The sequence below is a fragment of the Cryobacterium sp. 10I5 genome (assembly GCF_035019865.1).
Lineage (GTDB): Bacteria > Actinomycetota > Actinomycetes > Actinomycetales > Microbacteriaceae > Cryobacterium > Cryobacterium breve_A.
Genome location: NZ_JASJVI010000002.1, coordinates 91,700 through 106,202, shown reverse-complemented (window position 1 = coordinate 106,202; position 14,503 = coordinate 91,700). Strand labels below are relative to the sequence as shown.

Genomic DNA, 14,503 nt, shown 5'->3' with positions numbered 1-14,503 from the left:
GACCTCCCGCTGACCGGCGCTACTCCTCCGACGGCTTCCGGCGCTGTTGTTTCGTCGCCGAACGCTGTTCCTTGTTCGCGAGTCGACGACGGGTCGAGCCCCTGGTCGGCTTGGTGGCCCGGCGGGGAGCAGCATCCGGAGCGAGGGCCGTGGCCACGAGTTCGGCGAGTTTGGTCAGGGCGATCTCGCGGTTCCTGAGCTGGGATCGTTGCTCCGATGCGGCCATGGTGACCACTCCGCCGACAAGTCGTCTGTCGAGTCGCACCAGGAGCCGTGCCCGCTGGTCGTCGGACAGTGTCGGGGACAGGGCGACGTTCCAGGACACTTCGACCCGGCTGTCCGAGGTGTTCACGTGCTGCCCGCCCGGTCCCGGTGACCGCGAGAACCGCCAGCCCAGTTCCGCTGCGGGAATCGTGAGCGCGGGCGACACCTCCAGATCCATGGTCTCAGCGTGTCACACCCGGGCGAAGTGCATGCGCAGTGCGTGCGGTGTGGCACCCCGGTGACTTCCTTTGGTAGAGTAGCCGCGGGCGCCAATGAGAGCGCTCTCACAAGGTTTGGGTCTGGTTCGTCGTTGGAGTCCACTATTTTGGAACCCATCGCCATCCGGTTCTCCGCATATCGCAAAGGTGCACACATGAGGTTCGGTCATTTCGACGACGAGGCCAGGGAATACGTGATCGAGACCCCGCTCACGCCATACCCGTGGATCAACTACCTGGGCAGCGAAGATTTCTTTTCCCTGATTTCTCATACGGCCGGCGGGTACACGTTCTACAAGGACGCGAAGATGCGTCGCCTCACCCGGTATCGCTACAACGACATTCCCACCGACTCCGGCGGACGATATTTCTTCATCAACGACGGCGGCGACGTCTGGACGCCCAGCTGGCTGCCGATGAAGAAGGACCTCGACTTCTTCGAGACCCGGCACGGCATGGGCTACACCCGCATCACCGGCGAGCGCGGCGGCCTGCGCGTCTCCACGCTCTACTTCGTGCCCCTCGGCGAGACGGCCGAGGTGCAGAAGGTGACGATCACCAACGCCTCGGACCACGTCAAGACGTTCTCCCTCTTCTCCTACCTCGAGTTCTGCCTCTGGAACGCCCAGGACGACCAGACCAACTACCAGCGCAACCTCTCCCTCGCCGAGGTCGAGGTCGAGGGCAGCACGATCTACCACAAGACGGAATACCGGGAACGGCGTGACCACTACGCCGTCTACTCGGTGAACGCCGAGATCGCCGGCTTCGACACCGACAGGGAGACCTTTGTCGGGCTCTACGAGACCCTGGCCGAGGCGAAGGTCCCGAACGCCGGCACGGCACAGAACTCGATGGCGTCCGGCTGGTACCCGATCGGTTCGCACCAGGTCGACTCCACCCTGCAGCCCGGCGAGACCCGCGAGCTCGTGTTCGTGGTCGGCTACGTCGAGAACACCGAGGAGAACGGCCAGGGCAAGTGGGCCGACGACGCCAAGCAGGTCGTCAACAAGACCCGGGCACACGAACTGCTCGCCCGCCTCGACACCACCGAGAAGGCGGATGCCGCGTTCGCGGCCCTGGGGGAGTACTGGACCACCCTGCTCTCCGCGTACACCGTGACCTCGCCGGACGACAAGCTCAATCGGATGGTCAACATCTGGAACCAGTACCAGTGCATGGTCACGTTCAACATGTCCCGCTCGGCCTCCTACTTCGAGACCGGAATCGGGCGCGGGATGGGCTTCCGAGACTCGACCCAGGACCTGCTCGGCTTTGTGCACCTGATCCCGGACCGCGCACGCGAACGCATCCTCGACATCGCCGCCACCCAGCTTCCGGACGGGTCGGCATACCACCAGTACCAGCCGCTCACGAAACGCGGAAACAACGAGCTCGGGAGCGGCTTCAACGACGACCCGGCCTGGCTGATCATCGGGGTGGATGCCTACCTCAAGGAGACCGGGGACTTCAGCATCCTCGACGAGGTCGTGCCGTTCGACAACAACGACGCGCTCGCGCAGACCCTGTACACCCACCTCACGCGGTCCTTCGAGTTCACCCTCAACAACCTCGGCCCCCACGGCCTGCCCCTGATCGGGCGCGCCGACTGGAACGACTGCCTCAACCTGAACTGCTTCTCGACGACGCCGGGCGAGTCCTTCCAGACCACGGAGAACCAGGCAGGCGGCGTTGCGGAATCGACCTTCATCGCGGCGCAGTTCGTCCTCGCGGCCGGACAGTACGCGACCATCGCTGAACGCGGCGGCGACACCCAGCAGGCCGACCGCGCCCGCAAGGCCGCTGCGACCATGAGCCGGGTTCTGCTCACGGACGGCTGGGACGGCGAATGGTTCCTGCGCGCCTACGACTTCTACGGCAACAAGGTCGGCACCCACGAAGACACCGAGGGCCGGATCTGGATCGAGCCCCAGGGCTTCGCGGTCCTCGCCGGCGTCGGCGTCGAGCACAACGCGGACGGAACCCCGTCCGCCACGAGCCCCGCATTCCGCGCCCTCGACTCCGTGGACCGCCTGCTCGGCTCCGAACACGGGCTCGTGCTGCAGTACCCGGCGTACAAGAGCTACCGCATCGAGCTCGGCGAGGTCTCGACGTACCCGCCGGGCTACAAGGAGAACGGCGGAATCTTCTGCCACAACAACCCGTGGGTCATCATCGGCGAGACGGTCCTCGGCCGCGGCGCCAAGGCCTTCGACCACTACCGCAAGATCACGCCCGCGTACCGTGAGGACATCTCCGAGGTGCACCGCCTCGAGCCGTACGTGTACGCGCAGATGATCGCGGGCAAGGAGGCCTCCCGGCACGGCGAGGCCAAGAACTCCTGGCTCACCGGAACGGCGGCGTGGAACTTCGTGACGGTGTCCCAGTACCTCCTGGGCGTGCGCACCGACTACGACGGACTGGTCGTCGACCCGCAGCTCGGGCCGGACGTCGCGGAATTCGCCGTCACCCGGCGCGCCCGCGGTGCGACCTACGTCATCACGGTGGCGAACTCGGGCCGTGAGGGGTCCCGCGCGAGCCTCGAGGTCGACGGAGTGGCGATCGACGGCCGCACGGTGCCGTACGCCCCGGCCGGCAGCGTCGTGCAGGTGCGCGCCACCCTGTAGTCACACCAGCACGGCATTCGCCCGGTGCGCCCGAGACAGTCTCCGGCGCACCGGGCATTGCGCGTCACAGGGCTTTGCGCGCCACCGGTAAATAAACCGTGTCCGACCGGAGGAATTGCCCCGCTATCCGTGCCGGGGGTGCTTATATGAGCACGTGGACGAATGGACCGGGGGACTGCCGCCCGCTGCGCATGCGCGCATCGCGGCACAACGCGCGAGCCGAACCTCCGGGTCGCTGCTCTCCGTCGCGGCGGCGGCGAGCCTCCAGAGCGTCGGGCTGACCGCCGTCGGCGAAGTCTTCGGCTGCGCGGTCATGAACCTCGGGTGGAGGGGCAGCGGTTGTGCCTGGTGGACGTCGGGGACGAACATGCGGACATCATCGATCGGCCAGGTTTCGCCCGTGACGACCTCAGGCGGCGGGTCCACGTGGGGCAGCTTCGCCCCCTACGTCGGCGCGTACGAACGCGGCTGGTATGGCGCACTCAAGCGGATGCGCGTCGAGGCGCAGGCACTCGGGGCGCACGGCGTGGTGGATATCCGCATCCATCGCACCCGCGTCGAGGGCACGGCATGGGAGTTCAGCGCCCTCGGCACGGCCGTGCGCTCGACGGATTCCTCTCACCTGCCTTTTCCCGCAGCTGACGCCGATCCCTGGTACACCAACCTGAGCGGTGAAGACTGCGCCGCGGCTCTCCTGGCCGGCTACCTCCCGCACAGTGTCGTGCTCGGAATGTCCGTGTCGACGAAGCATGAGGACTGGCAACTCCAGCAGCAGCGCACGAGCTGGATCAACGGGGAAGTGACCGGGATGACCCGACTGGTCCAGGCGGCGCGGCGCGAGGCCAGGGAGCGGCTCGCACGACGGGTCACGCACACCGGTGCGGCAGATCTCGTCGTGACCGGTACGACCCTGTCCGAGTTCGACACAGCGTGCGGCGGCTCGGACGCACGAGACCTGCACGCCGAGTTCGTCATCGTCGGCACGACTCTCGTGGCACTGCCCCGGGCGAACAGACGGCCCGCCGCACCCCCGCCACTGACCGTGATGCCCTTGCGCGATCCAAAACACCGCCCCCGAACGCCTGAACATTGATCCCGGCTTCACCCATGACGAGCGAACGGACCACGACCCCATGACGGACCCACTCACCGGCGTCTCCCTTTCGGCGAGCGCCCGGGCGCGCCTGGCCGACGGCAAGAAGCACCTGTTCACCTCCGACCTGTCCGTCAACGAGTTCCTCCTGGTCCGGCAGGCCGGATTCCGCCCGGTCGGGCTGGTGCTCGGTTCGAGCGTGTACCACGTCGGGATCCAGACGCGACGCTGGGGCCAGAACATGGAGCTCGACAAGCTCAGCGCGGCGATGTACCACGCTCGCGAACTCGCGATGACGCGTATGGAGGCGGAGGCCGACGCCCTGGGTGCCGACGGAATCGTGGGCGTTCGGCTCGAAATCGAGTTCAAGGACTACGGCAACAACCTGGCCGAATTCGTGGCCATCGGAACAGCCGTCGTGGCCGACCACGCCCCGGCGAGCGGTACCTGGCGCAACAACAAGGGTCTTCCGTTCACTTCGGACCTCTCGGGTCAGGACTTCTGGACCCTGATCCAGTCCGGCTACGCCCCGCTCGGCCTCGTGATGGGAACCTGCGTCTATCACATCGCCCACCGGGGAGCGATATCCGCCCTCAGCAACCTCGGGGCGAACATCGAGATCACCCAGTTCACGGAGGCACTGTACGACGCGCGGGAACTGGCCATGGGGAGAATGCAGACGGAGGCCGAAGCCCTTGCGGCCGACGGCATCGTCGGAGTGCAACTCCTGTCGCTGCCGCACCGGTGGGGCGGGCACACCACGGAATTCTTTGCGATCGGAAGCGCGGTCCGCGAGTTGCGCGAGGATCACGTCATCGCCACTCCGAGCCTGGTGCTTCCCCTGACCGATGGTGGTCGCTGGTGACCCTGGCGGACGCCGCGGCCGACCCGGAGTCGTTCCTGGCGAGCCTTGTCGACGGGGCCACTCGTGCGCTGTCCGCGCCGGTGGCCGCGAGCGTCCTGACGGTACTGCGGGACCGCTCGCTCGCAGACCGCGTCGCTCGCCGGCCCGGGAACATCAGCGAGATTCGACTCGCCTCGAACGGTGAGACCATGACCCTCACGCACCTCGCGGGGCCCCGATTCCTCGCCCAGACCCAGCGGGTTTCCGGCGGCGTCGTGATCTCACGGCGTACCCTGACCCTCGGCGAATGGCTCAGCGTCTTCGCCGGCCGTGTCGCCGCCGTGGCGGGGGATGCCGCGGGCGAGGCTTCCGCATCGGCGCGAGCACTCCAGACCCTCGGCATCGAGTCGACAGGGTCGGACGTGCGGGTAGCCGAGGCGTCCCTCGACGGCGATCTGCGAGGCCTTCCGGCACGAGTGGAGTCCCGTCTCCCGCCGGAAGCCGTCACGGCCGTCCGTCGGATCACCGCCCTGCTTCTGGAGACCCTGCCGAGGTTGGCAGGCAAGGTGGAAGCCGAGATGACGGCCAGTCGAACGGCGACCTCGTATCTCCCCGAGACTCTGCGCACATATCTTGCCCTCCCGGCCGAGTGGGCGCACGACCACGTTTTCGCCGACGGCACCACCCCCGACGATGCCCTGATTGCGCAGTTGGCGGTCCTGGAGACCGCCGTCAGAAGGATGCACGAAGCGGCCGTCGGACATGATGCCGAAGCCCTGCTGGTCAACGGCAGGTTCCTCACGGCGCGTTTCGCCAGGTCCAGTCTCGATCTCTCGTAACGGCGATGCACGTGCGGGCTGCGCTGACGAGGACTAGCTTGGCGGCGTGACCACTCCTGCGATCGACGCACGCACCGCTCACGCCGCCGGCGTCGAGCGACTCCTCGCGAGCTACCGGGCGGTCCCGCCGGCGGCATCCGTGCGGCTGGCCAAGCCCACGTCGAACCTGTTCCGGTCACGCACGAAACCGGACACACCGGGCCTGGACACGTCGGGATTGACCGGCGTCATCGCGGTCGACCCGGAGGCGCGGACGGCCGACGTGGCCGGCATGTGCACGTACGCCGACCTCGTCGCCGCGACGCTGCCGCACGGGTTGGCGCCCCTCGTGGTGCCGCAGCTGAAGACGATCACCCTCGGCGGTGCGGTCACGGGCCTGGGCATCGAGTCGACGTCGTTCCGCAATGGACTCCCGCACGAGTCGGTGCTGGAGCTGGACATCCTCGCGGGAACGGGCGAGGTCGTCACCGCTTCGCCCACCGAGCACGATGACCTCTACCGTGCCTTCCCCAACTCCTACGGCACCCTCGGTTACGCGGTGCGCCTGCGCATCGAGCTGGAGCCGGTGGAACCCTTCGTCGAGATCCGGCACGTTCGGTTCCACTCGCTTCCCGACCTCGTCGCGGCGATGGGCCGAATCGTCACGACCGGGGAATTCGACGGTCACCGCGTCGATTACCTCGACGGCGTGGTGTTCAGCGCCACAGAGGGCTACCTCTGCCTGGGCACGCAGACCGCGGCGCCCGGCCCCGTGAGCGACTACACCGGCCAGAAGATCTACTACCGCTCCATCCAGCACGACGAGGGAACAACGGTCGACCGGCTGACGATCCATGACTACCTCTGGCGATGGGACACGGACTGGTTCTGGTGCTCGGAGGCATTCGGTGCCCAGCGTCCGCTCGTGCGCAGGCTGTGGCCCAAAACGCTTCGGCGCAGCAGCTTCTACGGAAGGCTCATGCGCTACGAACAGCGATTCCACATCGGCGATCGCCTCGAGCGACTCCGGAATCGTCCGCCCCGGGAACGGGTCGTGCAGGACGTCGAGATACCGATCGAGCGCTGTGCGGAGTTCCTCGACTGGTTCCTGGACACGGTGCCGATCGAACCGATCTGGCTCTGCCCGCTGAGGCTGCGTGACGACGGCGACTGGCCGCTCTACCCGCTGCGGCCCCGGCAGACCTATGTCAACGTCGGATTCTGGTCGACGGTACCGGTGGGGTCCATCGAAGGGGCGACGAACCGTCTGATCGAGGCCGCGGTCAGCGAGTTCGACGGGCACAAGTCGCTGTACTCGGACTCGTACTACTCTCCGGAGAGATTCGATGAACTCTATGGCGGAGACGCCTACCGGAGCGTCAAGAACCGCTACGACCCCGACTCACGTCTCCTCGACCTCTACGCAAAGGCGGTGCAACGACGATGACCACGTTCCAGCAGCGATCCTCGGAAGCCACGGAAGGGGCTCGCACGTCGGAGCCGGAGGGGAGGCTCGCCCTCGCCGGGATCCTTGAAATCCTGGCCGGCGGACGGCTCCCACTCCGTTTCACCGCCTACGACGGGAGTTCGGCCGGCCCGCCGGAGGCACCGTTCGGGCTGGAGCTGAGAACGCCGCGGGGCACGACCTACCTGGCGACCGGCCGCGGCGACCTGGGCCTGGCCCGCGCCTACATCGCCGGTGACCTCGAGATCCACGGGGTGCACCCCGGCGACCCGTACGAACTTCTCAGAGCGCTCACCGGCGACCTGATCTTCACGCTGCCGTCGCCCCGGGTGATGGCCACCATCATCCGCTCGATCGGAGTCGGGCACCTGCGCCCGATCAAACCGCCGGAACTGGAGGCACCGCCGCGCTGGCGCCGGATCGCCGGGGGACTCCGGCACAGCAAGGGCAGGGACGCCGAGGCGATCCACCACCACTACGACGTCTCGAACACCTTCTACGAGTGGGTGCTCGGGCCGTCGATGACCTACACGTGCGCGTGCTACCCGGGTCCGGATGCGTCCCTCGACGAGGCCCAGGAGAACAAGTACCGGCTGGTGTTCGAGAAGCTTCGGCTGAAGCCGGGCGACCGGCTGCTCGACGTCGGCTGCGGCTGGGGCGGCATGGTGCGTTACGCCGCCCGCCGCGGCGTGAGGGCCACAGGAGTGACCCTGTCGGAACAGCAGGCCGGCTGGGCGCAGCGTGCGATCGCCGAGGAGGGCCTGGTCGACCTCGCCGAGGTCCGGTTCGGCGACTACCGCGACATCGCCGACACCGGCTTCGACGCCGTGTCGTCGATCGGGCTGCTCGAGCACATCGGCGTGCGCAACTATCCCGCGTATTTCGAATTCCTGCAGTCCCGCCTGCGCCAGGGCGGGCTCCTGCTCAACCACTGCATCACCCGCCCGGACAACCGCTCCGAGGCGTCCACCCGCGGGTTCATCGACCGGTACGTCTTCCCCGACGGCGAGCTCACCGGCTCGGGCCGCATCATCAGCGCCGCACAGGACACCGGCCTGGAGGTCGTGCACGAGGAGAACCTGCGCCAGCACTACGCCCTGACCCTGCGGGACTGGTGCGCCAACCTCGTCGAGCACTGGGATGAGGCCGTGACCGAGGTTGGGCTGCAGACCGCGAAGGTGTGGGGACTGTACATGGCCGGCTCACGGCTCGCCTTCGAGACCGGGGGCATCCAGCTGCACCAGGTACTTGCGGTGAAGCCGTCGGGCGCTGAGGGCCTCACTGACCTGCCCCTACGACCGTGGTGGACGCCCTGATTCGTTGGGGAAGTTCGTTGGGGACGTTCATTGCGGAAGAATGATGGTCCGGAGAACCGATGTCGTCCTAAGCTGAGGCGTGATCAGTAACTCAGCGGCCGGCGTTGCCAGCACAGCAAAGAACAGCCGCGCTTTGCAGATGCTTGCCCGCCTGGGCTTCGCCGTCAACGGCTTGTTGCACATCCTCATCGCCGCGATAGCCATCGCTATCGCAGTTGGCGCCGGAAGCGGTAGTGCAGATCAGTCCGGTGCTCTCGGGCAGCTCGCGACGAGCCCGGGCGGAGTATTCGTTCTGTGGGTTGTGGTCGCGGGAATGGCCGCCCTCGGGCTCTGGCTGCTTCTGGGAGCGTTCCTGATGCGCGGAGCAGACCCCAAACGTAAGTGGTCCCGGCGCGTCACTGAAGTCGGCAAGGCGGTTGTCTATTTCCTCCTTGCGGTGACCGCGTACACCTTTGCGCAGGGGGGAGCGACGAGTTCCTCCGGCAGTGCCCGTGATGCCAGCGCATCGCTTCTTGCGGCGCCAGGGGGCGTGATCGTCCTCCTGGCCGGGGGTCTCCTCGTGCTGGCCATCGGGGTCTACTTCGTGCGCAAGGGTGCGTTGCAGAAGTTCACGGCAGATATCTCGGTGCCGAGCGGGTCTGCTGGAAAGGTTGTCCTCGGCTTGGGAATCGTCGGCTACGTCGCCAAGGGAATTGTGTTGGGTGTCGTGGCGGTCCTCATCGTGGTTGCGGCCATAACCCTGGACCCGAGCCAGTCGACCGGTCTGGATGGGGCGCTGAGGTCCCTCGTCGCGCTCCCGTTCGGCGGGCTTATCCTGTCTGCTCTGGGGGCGGGTCTGATTGCCTATGGGCTGTACTGCTTCGTCAGGGCCTGGCGCGCCCGGCTCTGACATCTGAGATTCACGCGGGTCCAGGTCAGTCCGCAGCAGGCGGGATCGTGATCTGGGACTCCTCGGAAGCCCGAAGGCTTCGCCACGTGTCGTAGGCGATCACGCCGCCCACAATCATCAGGGACAGCGAGACGGATGCCAGGGCATCCGTTGCCCAGTGATAGCCCAGATAGACCCGACTGACCGCCGCGGCGACGATGCACAGGAGTGCGAAGCCGAAGCCTGCCACTGCTCCGCGGATGCTTCCACGACGGGAGAACACGAGATATGCGGTCAACAGGACGAAGTCTGACGCGCCCAGGACGTGTCCGGACGGAAAGGAGAAGGATGGATCGGGGCCGAACAGCATGAGATCGGTCGGCGGCCGATGGCGGTCCACCGCATGGCCGATCAGCTGCGCCAGCACGACTCCGACCAACATGGCCGATGCCAGGATCAGTGGACGTCGGGCGTGCTTGCCGACGATGCCCCAGACCACACACACGACGAGCAGGAGGCCGGGAAGGGCGACGGGCCCGAAAAGGATCGCCAGTCCGATCATGACCGCCGTCATGATCGGCGACCGCAGTCCGAAGAGCCAGTCCTGCACAGGCGCGTCCACGCCGGTCAGTCCAGCGTTCAGCAGAACGGAGGCGAGGATCGCCAGGAAACAGGCGGCACCGGAACCGGCGAGGATCATCGACGTCAGATAAAGTCGCCGGCGTGAGTCGGGTCCCAGCACGCGCTCCTCCGCGATGAATCTCGAGCGGATGCCGCGCACGGTAGGCCGCTCGTCGTCGGTGTGGGGAGAAGTCACGAGGCACCACCGTGTGTCGAACGTGACCGGCGATCCCTGGCAAGTGCGCGTTCACCGTCGAGCTTGGCCGCGAGCGGCGCCCAGACGACAATTGCGACGCCGATTCCGAGCAGCAGGGCTCCCACGGTATCGGTCAGCCAGTGGGCACCCAGATAGGTGCGACTGATCATCATGAGGGCCGTGTAGACGGTCCCCGCGGCGACGACCCAGATCCGCGGTGCGAGAATCGCCAGGACGGCCGCCATCGTCGCGGCATTGGCAACGTGGCCCGATGGGAAAGACCCGAAATCGAGGTTCGTCAGGAAATTTTCTGGGCGTGCGCGTCCGAAGAATTGTTTCAGGAGTTGGACGCCCGCTCCGGTGACGATGGTCGCGACCAGGTAGTAAGCCGCCGCCCAGGGACGTCGGGCCAGGAAGAGTGCGGCGGCGACGAGCACCGGCACGACGAGGGTCGCCACCACGCCTCCTCCGAGGAAGTCCATCGACAGTGCCAGGACCTGCCAGAGGGGTTCGCGATTCTCAACCAGTTCCCTCATCCATTCCACGTCGATGGACAGCGGCAGCCCATGGTCGCGGGTTGCGATCAGAGCGCCCAGCGCACACGCCAGGGCGACGGCTGCGAGGCCACTGATCAGCGGCCACCGCCGGGAGACGCGTCGTGCACCCGACGTTGCCGCACGTTCAGGACGCACACCGGGCGCTGCATCCGAGCGTTCTGTTGAACTACCGGCCATGACTCCAGCCAAAGGATCGTTTGATGGGCACCGACCGGTCAGCATGATGGTGCGGTGATCGAAGGTGAAGGCGAGCTTACCTCCCGGGGTACCGTCGACCCAACTAAGGTGGGGACACGTGAATCCGCGCGGCCGCCCGTCAGATCGGACTTCCAGAGTGAACCTGCGAAAGCTGCCCAAGGCCCTGCCGATCGCGCTCCTCGTCATCGAGATGGCCATCCGCGTCGGGGCGGTCATCAGAATTCCGCCGAACCGCCGTCCCACGGCGGCGATGGCCTGGCTGATGGCGATCTTCATTGCGCCGATTCCCGGAGCGGTCCTCTTCAGCCTGTTCGGCAGCACCAGGCTCCCGAAGGCACGGCGCGAAAAGCAACAGGACATCAACGACTACATCCTCGGCACGACCGCCGGCCTCGATCAGGTCTCCAAGACGGAGACCTGGCCCCAATGGTTCGAATCCGTCGTCGAACTGAACCACACCTTGGGCGCCATGCCGCTCGTCGGCGGCAACGACGCTGTGCTTCTGCCTGACTACGAGGAATCGATCGCCGCGATGACCGAGGAAGTGATGCGGGCCGAACGGTACGTGCACGTGGAGTTCTACATTCTCAGCCGGGACCGGACGACGATGCCGTTCTTCGACGCTCTCCTCGCAGCCCATGAACGGGGTGTGATCGTCAGGGTTCTCTACGACCACATCTCGACGATCCGGAGCCCGCAGGGCCGGGCGACCCGCCGTTGGCTGAGGAACGTCGGCATCGATTCCCACGAAATGCTGCCCTTCCATCCCTTCAGAACCCAATGGCGGCGCCCGGACCTGCGAAACCACCGCAAGGTGCTCGTGATCGACGGAATCGTCGGATTCATGGGCTCGCAGAACATGGTCGACCCCAGCTACAACACCAGGGGAAACATCAGACGGAACCTCCGGTGGAAGGATCTCATGGTGCGGCTGGAAGGCCCCGTCGTGGCGGGCGTCAACGCGATCTTCATCACCGACTGGTACTCCGAGACGGAAGACCTCCTCACCCGTGAGGCAGACCCGATCTATTCCGTGACCACCGAGGACACCCTCGACTGCCAGGTCGTCCCGAGTGGGCCCGGATTCGAAGGCGAGAACAACCTGCGGGTCTTCAACGCCCTGCTCTACTCGGCCCAGGAACGACTCGTCATCGCCAGCCCCTACTTCGTCCCCGACGACTCCATGCTCTACGCGATCACGACGGCCGCGGAACGGGGAGTAACGGTGCACCTGTACGCCTGCGAAGTCGCCGACCAGGCCCTCGTCTACCACGCACAACGCTCGTACTACGAGACCCTGTTGCGGGCGGGCGTGCGCATCTTCCTGTACGAGAAACCGGTCGTCCTGCATGCCAAGCATTTCACCGTCGACGATGAAGTCGCGGTGATCGGGTCGAGCAATATGGACATGCGCTCGTTCAGCCTCAACTTCGAAGTCTCGCTGCTCGTCCGGGGGAGACGTTTCGTCGACGCGCTGCGCAGCATTCAGGACGACTACCGGACCCATTCTCGGGAGGTGCTCCTCGACGAGTGGCTCGAGCGGCCGCTGCGCACACAAGTCCTGGACAACCTCAGCCGGCTCACGGCAACGGTCCAATGACCGCCGCATAGCGCGATCACTCCCGCGCCCGTCGCACAACGAGGGCAGGTACGTCAGTCGTTCTTCAGGACTCGGGCGGCACGATCGGGAACGCATCAGAACGAGTCCTTGGGCCACTGTCAGCAAACTGCAGGCTGCATATATCGCAAGAATCGCTGAGCATCCGATCCGGGCAAAAAAAATAGGCCGGACATCCGTTGGATGTCTCGACCTATTTCATTTCACAGCGAAGAACCTGACCTACCGGATCTTCATTCTGTGCCCGAGGGGGGACTTGAACCCCCACGCCCATAAGGGCACTAGCACCTCAAGCTAGCGCGTCTGCCATTCCGCCACCCGGGCTGGTGCTGGCCAGCCGTTGACCGGCTGACAAGTCAATAATCTAGCACGGATTTCGAGGCCCTCCGGCACACCCCTGCCACGCGCCTGTCAGATGACGGTCATTGACCGCCCACGAGCCCTCTCGACGACGACTACCGATAGCGTGAAGTCATGGCTTCCTGGGCAGACGACACCGATCCGGCAACACCCCTCGATCTGACCGCGGAACTCGCCCGCGACCTGATCCGGTTCGACACCACGAACTACGGCGAGGGCCGATCCAACGGCGAAACGGATGCCGCGGAGTACGTCGCCGAGCACCTCAGGGGCCTGGGACTCACCCCGGAACTCTTCGACTCGGAGCCGGGCCGAACGAGCGTCGTCGTGCGCGTGCCCGGCCGGAACCGCGAGGCGGGCGCGCTCGTGGTCCACGGCCACCTCGACGTCGTCCCCGCCGACCCGGAGGCCTGGTCGGTCGACCCCTTCGCCGGCGTCATCAAGGACGGCCTGCTCTGGGGCCGCGGAGCCGTCGACATGAAGAACATGGATGCGATGATCCTCGCCGCCCTGGGCGACATCCTCGGGGCAGGGGACGCGCCGGCACGCGACCTCGTCGTCGCGTTCTTCGCCGACGAGGAGGCCGGGGGAGTGCTCGGCTCGCACCACCTCGTCGACACCCGCCCGGAGCTCTTCGCCGGCGCCACCGAGGCGATCAGCGAGGTCGGCGGCTACTCGATCACCCTCGGCGGCCAGCGCGCCTACCTGCTGCAGACGGGGGAGAAGGCCCTCATCTGGATCAAGCTCGTAGCCCGGGGCGACGCCGCCCACGGTTCCCGGCTGATCAGGAACAACGCCGTCACGAAACTCGCGAACGCTGTCGCTGCGATCGGAAGCCAGGATTGGCCGATCCGGCTGACCGGCACGACGACCCAGCTGCTCGCCGAGATCGCCCGGATCCTCGACGTTGACCCGCAGCTCGTCGGCCCGGACGAACTCGCCCTCGCGACCGGCACCGCCTCCGGATTCATCCAGGCCAGCCTCCGCACCACGACCAACCCCACGCTGCTCAAGGCCGGGTACAAGCACAATGTGATCCCCGACCTCGCCGAGGCGCTCATCGACATCCGCACCCTTCCCGGCGAGGAGGACGCGGTGCTCGCCGAGGTCGCGAGCCTCATCGGCCCGGATATCGAGATCGTCGTCATGCACAGGGACATCGGCCTCGAGACCGACTTCGGCGGCCCGCTCGTCGACGCCGTCGTCGGCAGCCTGCACCGGCACGACCCGGGCGCCCCCGTGCTGCCCTACCTTCTGTCCGCGGGAACCGACAACAAAGCCCTGTCCAAGCTCGGTATCCGCGGGTACGGGTTCGCCCCGCTCCGGCTCCCCGCCGAGCTGGATTTCCCGGGCATGTTCCACGGGGTCGATGAGCGGGTTCCGCTCGACGCGCTAGTCTTTGGCAGGCGGGTCCTTACCGACCTGTTGTCGACCTACTAG

12 protein-coding genes and 1 tRNA gene are annotated in these 14,503 nt (G+C 66.5%); 9 read left to right on the top strand and 4 right to left on the bottom strand.

From position 1 onward, the window contains the following. Positions 1-19: 19 nt before the first annotated feature. Positions 20-442 (bottom strand): alternative ribosome rescue aminoacyl-tRNA hydrolase ArfB, encoded by a 423-nt coding sequence (gene arfB, locus QN350_RS01425; protein WP_322139905.1) that lies wholly within the window; start codon positions 440-442, stop codon positions 20-22. Between the two features lie 195 nt (positions 443-637). Here arfB and QN350_RS01420 point away from each other — a divergent pair, with 195 nt between their 5' ends. From QN350_RS01420 to QN350_RS01390, 7 genes are all read left to right on the top strand, one after another. After that, a complete protein-coding gene (locus QN350_RS01420; protein ID WP_323515633.1) occupies positions 638-3,109 on the top strand; it encodes a GH36-type glycosyl hydrolase domain-containing protein in 2,472 nt (823 codons plus the stop codon). Between the two features lie 154 nt (positions 3,110-3,263). Beyond that, positions 3,264-4,202 carry a heavy metal-binding domain-containing protein gene (locus QN350_RS01415; RefSeq protein ID WP_322139903.1) on the top strand — a complete coding sequence of 313 codons (939 nt, stop codon included), beginning with the start codon at positions 3,264-3,266 and terminating at the stop codon, positions 4,200-4,202. A gap of 40 nt (positions 4,203-4,242) precedes the next feature. After that, positions 4,243-5,067, top strand: a complete 825-nt coding sequence (locus tag QN350_RS01410; RefSeq protein ID WP_322139902.1) for a heavy metal-binding domain-containing protein — start codon at positions 4,243-4,245, stop codon at positions 5,065-5,067. After that, entirely contained in the window at positions 5,064-5,885 is an 822-nt protein-coding gene (locus QN350_RS01405) for a hypothetical protein (protein ID WP_322139901.1), read from the top strand. Before QN350_RS01410 ends, QN350_RS01405 begins: the two co-directional genes overlap by 4 nt. Before the next feature lie 46 nt (positions 5,886-5,931). After that, positions 5,932-7,311 carry an FAD-binding oxidoreductase gene (locus QN350_RS01400; protein WP_322139900.1) on the top strand — a complete coding sequence of 460 codons (1,380 nt, stop codon included), beginning with the start codon at positions 5,932-5,934 and terminating at the stop codon, positions 7,309-7,311. Then, positions 7,308-8,645 carry a class I SAM-dependent methyltransferase gene (locus QN350_RS01395; RefSeq protein WP_322139899.1) on the top strand — a complete coding sequence of 446 codons (1,338 nt, stop codon included), beginning with the start codon at positions 7,308-7,310 and terminating at the stop codon, positions 8,643-8,645. The genes QN350_RS01400 and QN350_RS01395 overlap by 4 nt, the downstream gene beginning before the upstream one ends. Positions 8,646-8,784: 139 nt before the next feature. Further along, on the top strand, positions 8,785-9,534 hold the full coding sequence (locus QN350_RS01390; RefSeq protein WP_323502404.1) for a DUF1206 domain-containing protein: 750 nt from the start codon (positions 8,785-8,787) through the stop codon (positions 9,532-9,534). Positions 9,535-9,559: 25 nt separating this feature from the next. Here the strand turns inward: QN350_RS01390 and QN350_RS01385 are convergent, their stop codons facing one another. Together QN350_RS01385 and QN350_RS01380 are read right to left on the bottom strand one after the other, a co-directional pair. Further along, entirely contained in the window at positions 9,560-10,330 is a 771-nt protein-coding gene (locus QN350_RS01385) for a phosphatase PAP2 family protein (protein WP_322139897.1), read from the bottom strand. Next, positions 10,327-11,064: a phosphatase PAP2 family protein gene (locus QN350_RS01380; protein ID WP_322139896.1), complete on the bottom strand. Its 738-nt coding sequence runs from the start codon at positions 11,062-11,064 to the stop codon at positions 10,327-10,329. The genes QN350_RS01385 and QN350_RS01380 overlap by 4 nt, the downstream gene beginning before the upstream one ends. 211 nt (positions 11,065-11,275) lie before the next feature. Between QN350_RS01380 and cls the strand changes: the two genes are divergently transcribed. Then, positions 11,276-12,685: a cardiolipin synthase gene (gene cls / locus QN350_RS01375; RefSeq protein ID WP_322140427.1), complete on the top strand. Its 1,410-nt coding sequence runs from the start codon at positions 11,276-11,278 to the stop codon at positions 12,683-12,685. A gap of 259 nt (positions 12,686-12,944) precedes the next feature. On the opposite strand, the gene QN350_RS01370 is transcribed toward cls, so the two are convergent. After that, positions 12,945-13,027: transfer RNA gene (locus tag QN350_RS01370), tRNA-Leu, on the bottom strand. Positions 13,028-13,177: 150 nt separating this feature from the next. Here QN350_RS01370 and QN350_RS01365 point away from each other — a divergent pair. Next, positions 13,178-14,503 (top strand): M20/M25/M40 family metallo-hydrolase, encoded by a 1,326-nt coding sequence (locus tag QN350_RS01365; protein ID WP_322139895.1) that lies wholly within the window; start codon positions 13,178-13,180, stop codon positions 14,501-14,503.

Bases quoted from the DNA above. Each gene is read 5' to 3' on its own strand.
- arfB (WP_322139905.1), bottom strand. From the start codon at position 442: ATGGATCTGGAGGTGTCGCCCGCGCTCACGATTCCCGCAGCGGAACTG.
- QN350_RS01420 (WP_323515633.1), top strand. From the start codon at position 638: ATGAGGTTCGGTCATTTCGACGACGAGGCCAGGGAATACGTGATCGAG.
- QN350_RS01410 (WP_322139902.1), top strand. From the start codon at position 4,243: ATGACGGACCCACTCACCGGCGTCTCCCTTTCGGCGAGCGCCCGGGCG.
- QN350_RS01395 (WP_322139899.1), top strand. From the start codon at position 7,308: ATGACCACGTTCCAGCAGCGATCCTCGGAAGCCACGGAAGGGGCTCGC.
- QN350_RS01390 (WP_323502404.1), top strand. From the start codon at position 8,785: ATGCTTGCCCGCCTGGGCTTCGCCGTCAACGGCTTGTTGCACATCCTC.
- QN350_RS01380 (WP_322139896.1), bottom strand. From the start codon at position 11,064: ATGGCCGGTAGTTCAACAGAACGCTCGGATGCAGCGCCCGGTGTGCGT.
- cls (WP_322140427.1), top strand. From the start codon at position 11,276: ATGGCCATCCGCGTCGGGGCGGTCATCAGAATTCCGCCGAACCGCCGT.
- QN350_RS01365 (WP_322139895.1), top strand. From the start codon at position 13,178: ATGGCTTCCTGGGCAGACGACACCGATCCGGCAACACCCCTCGATCTG.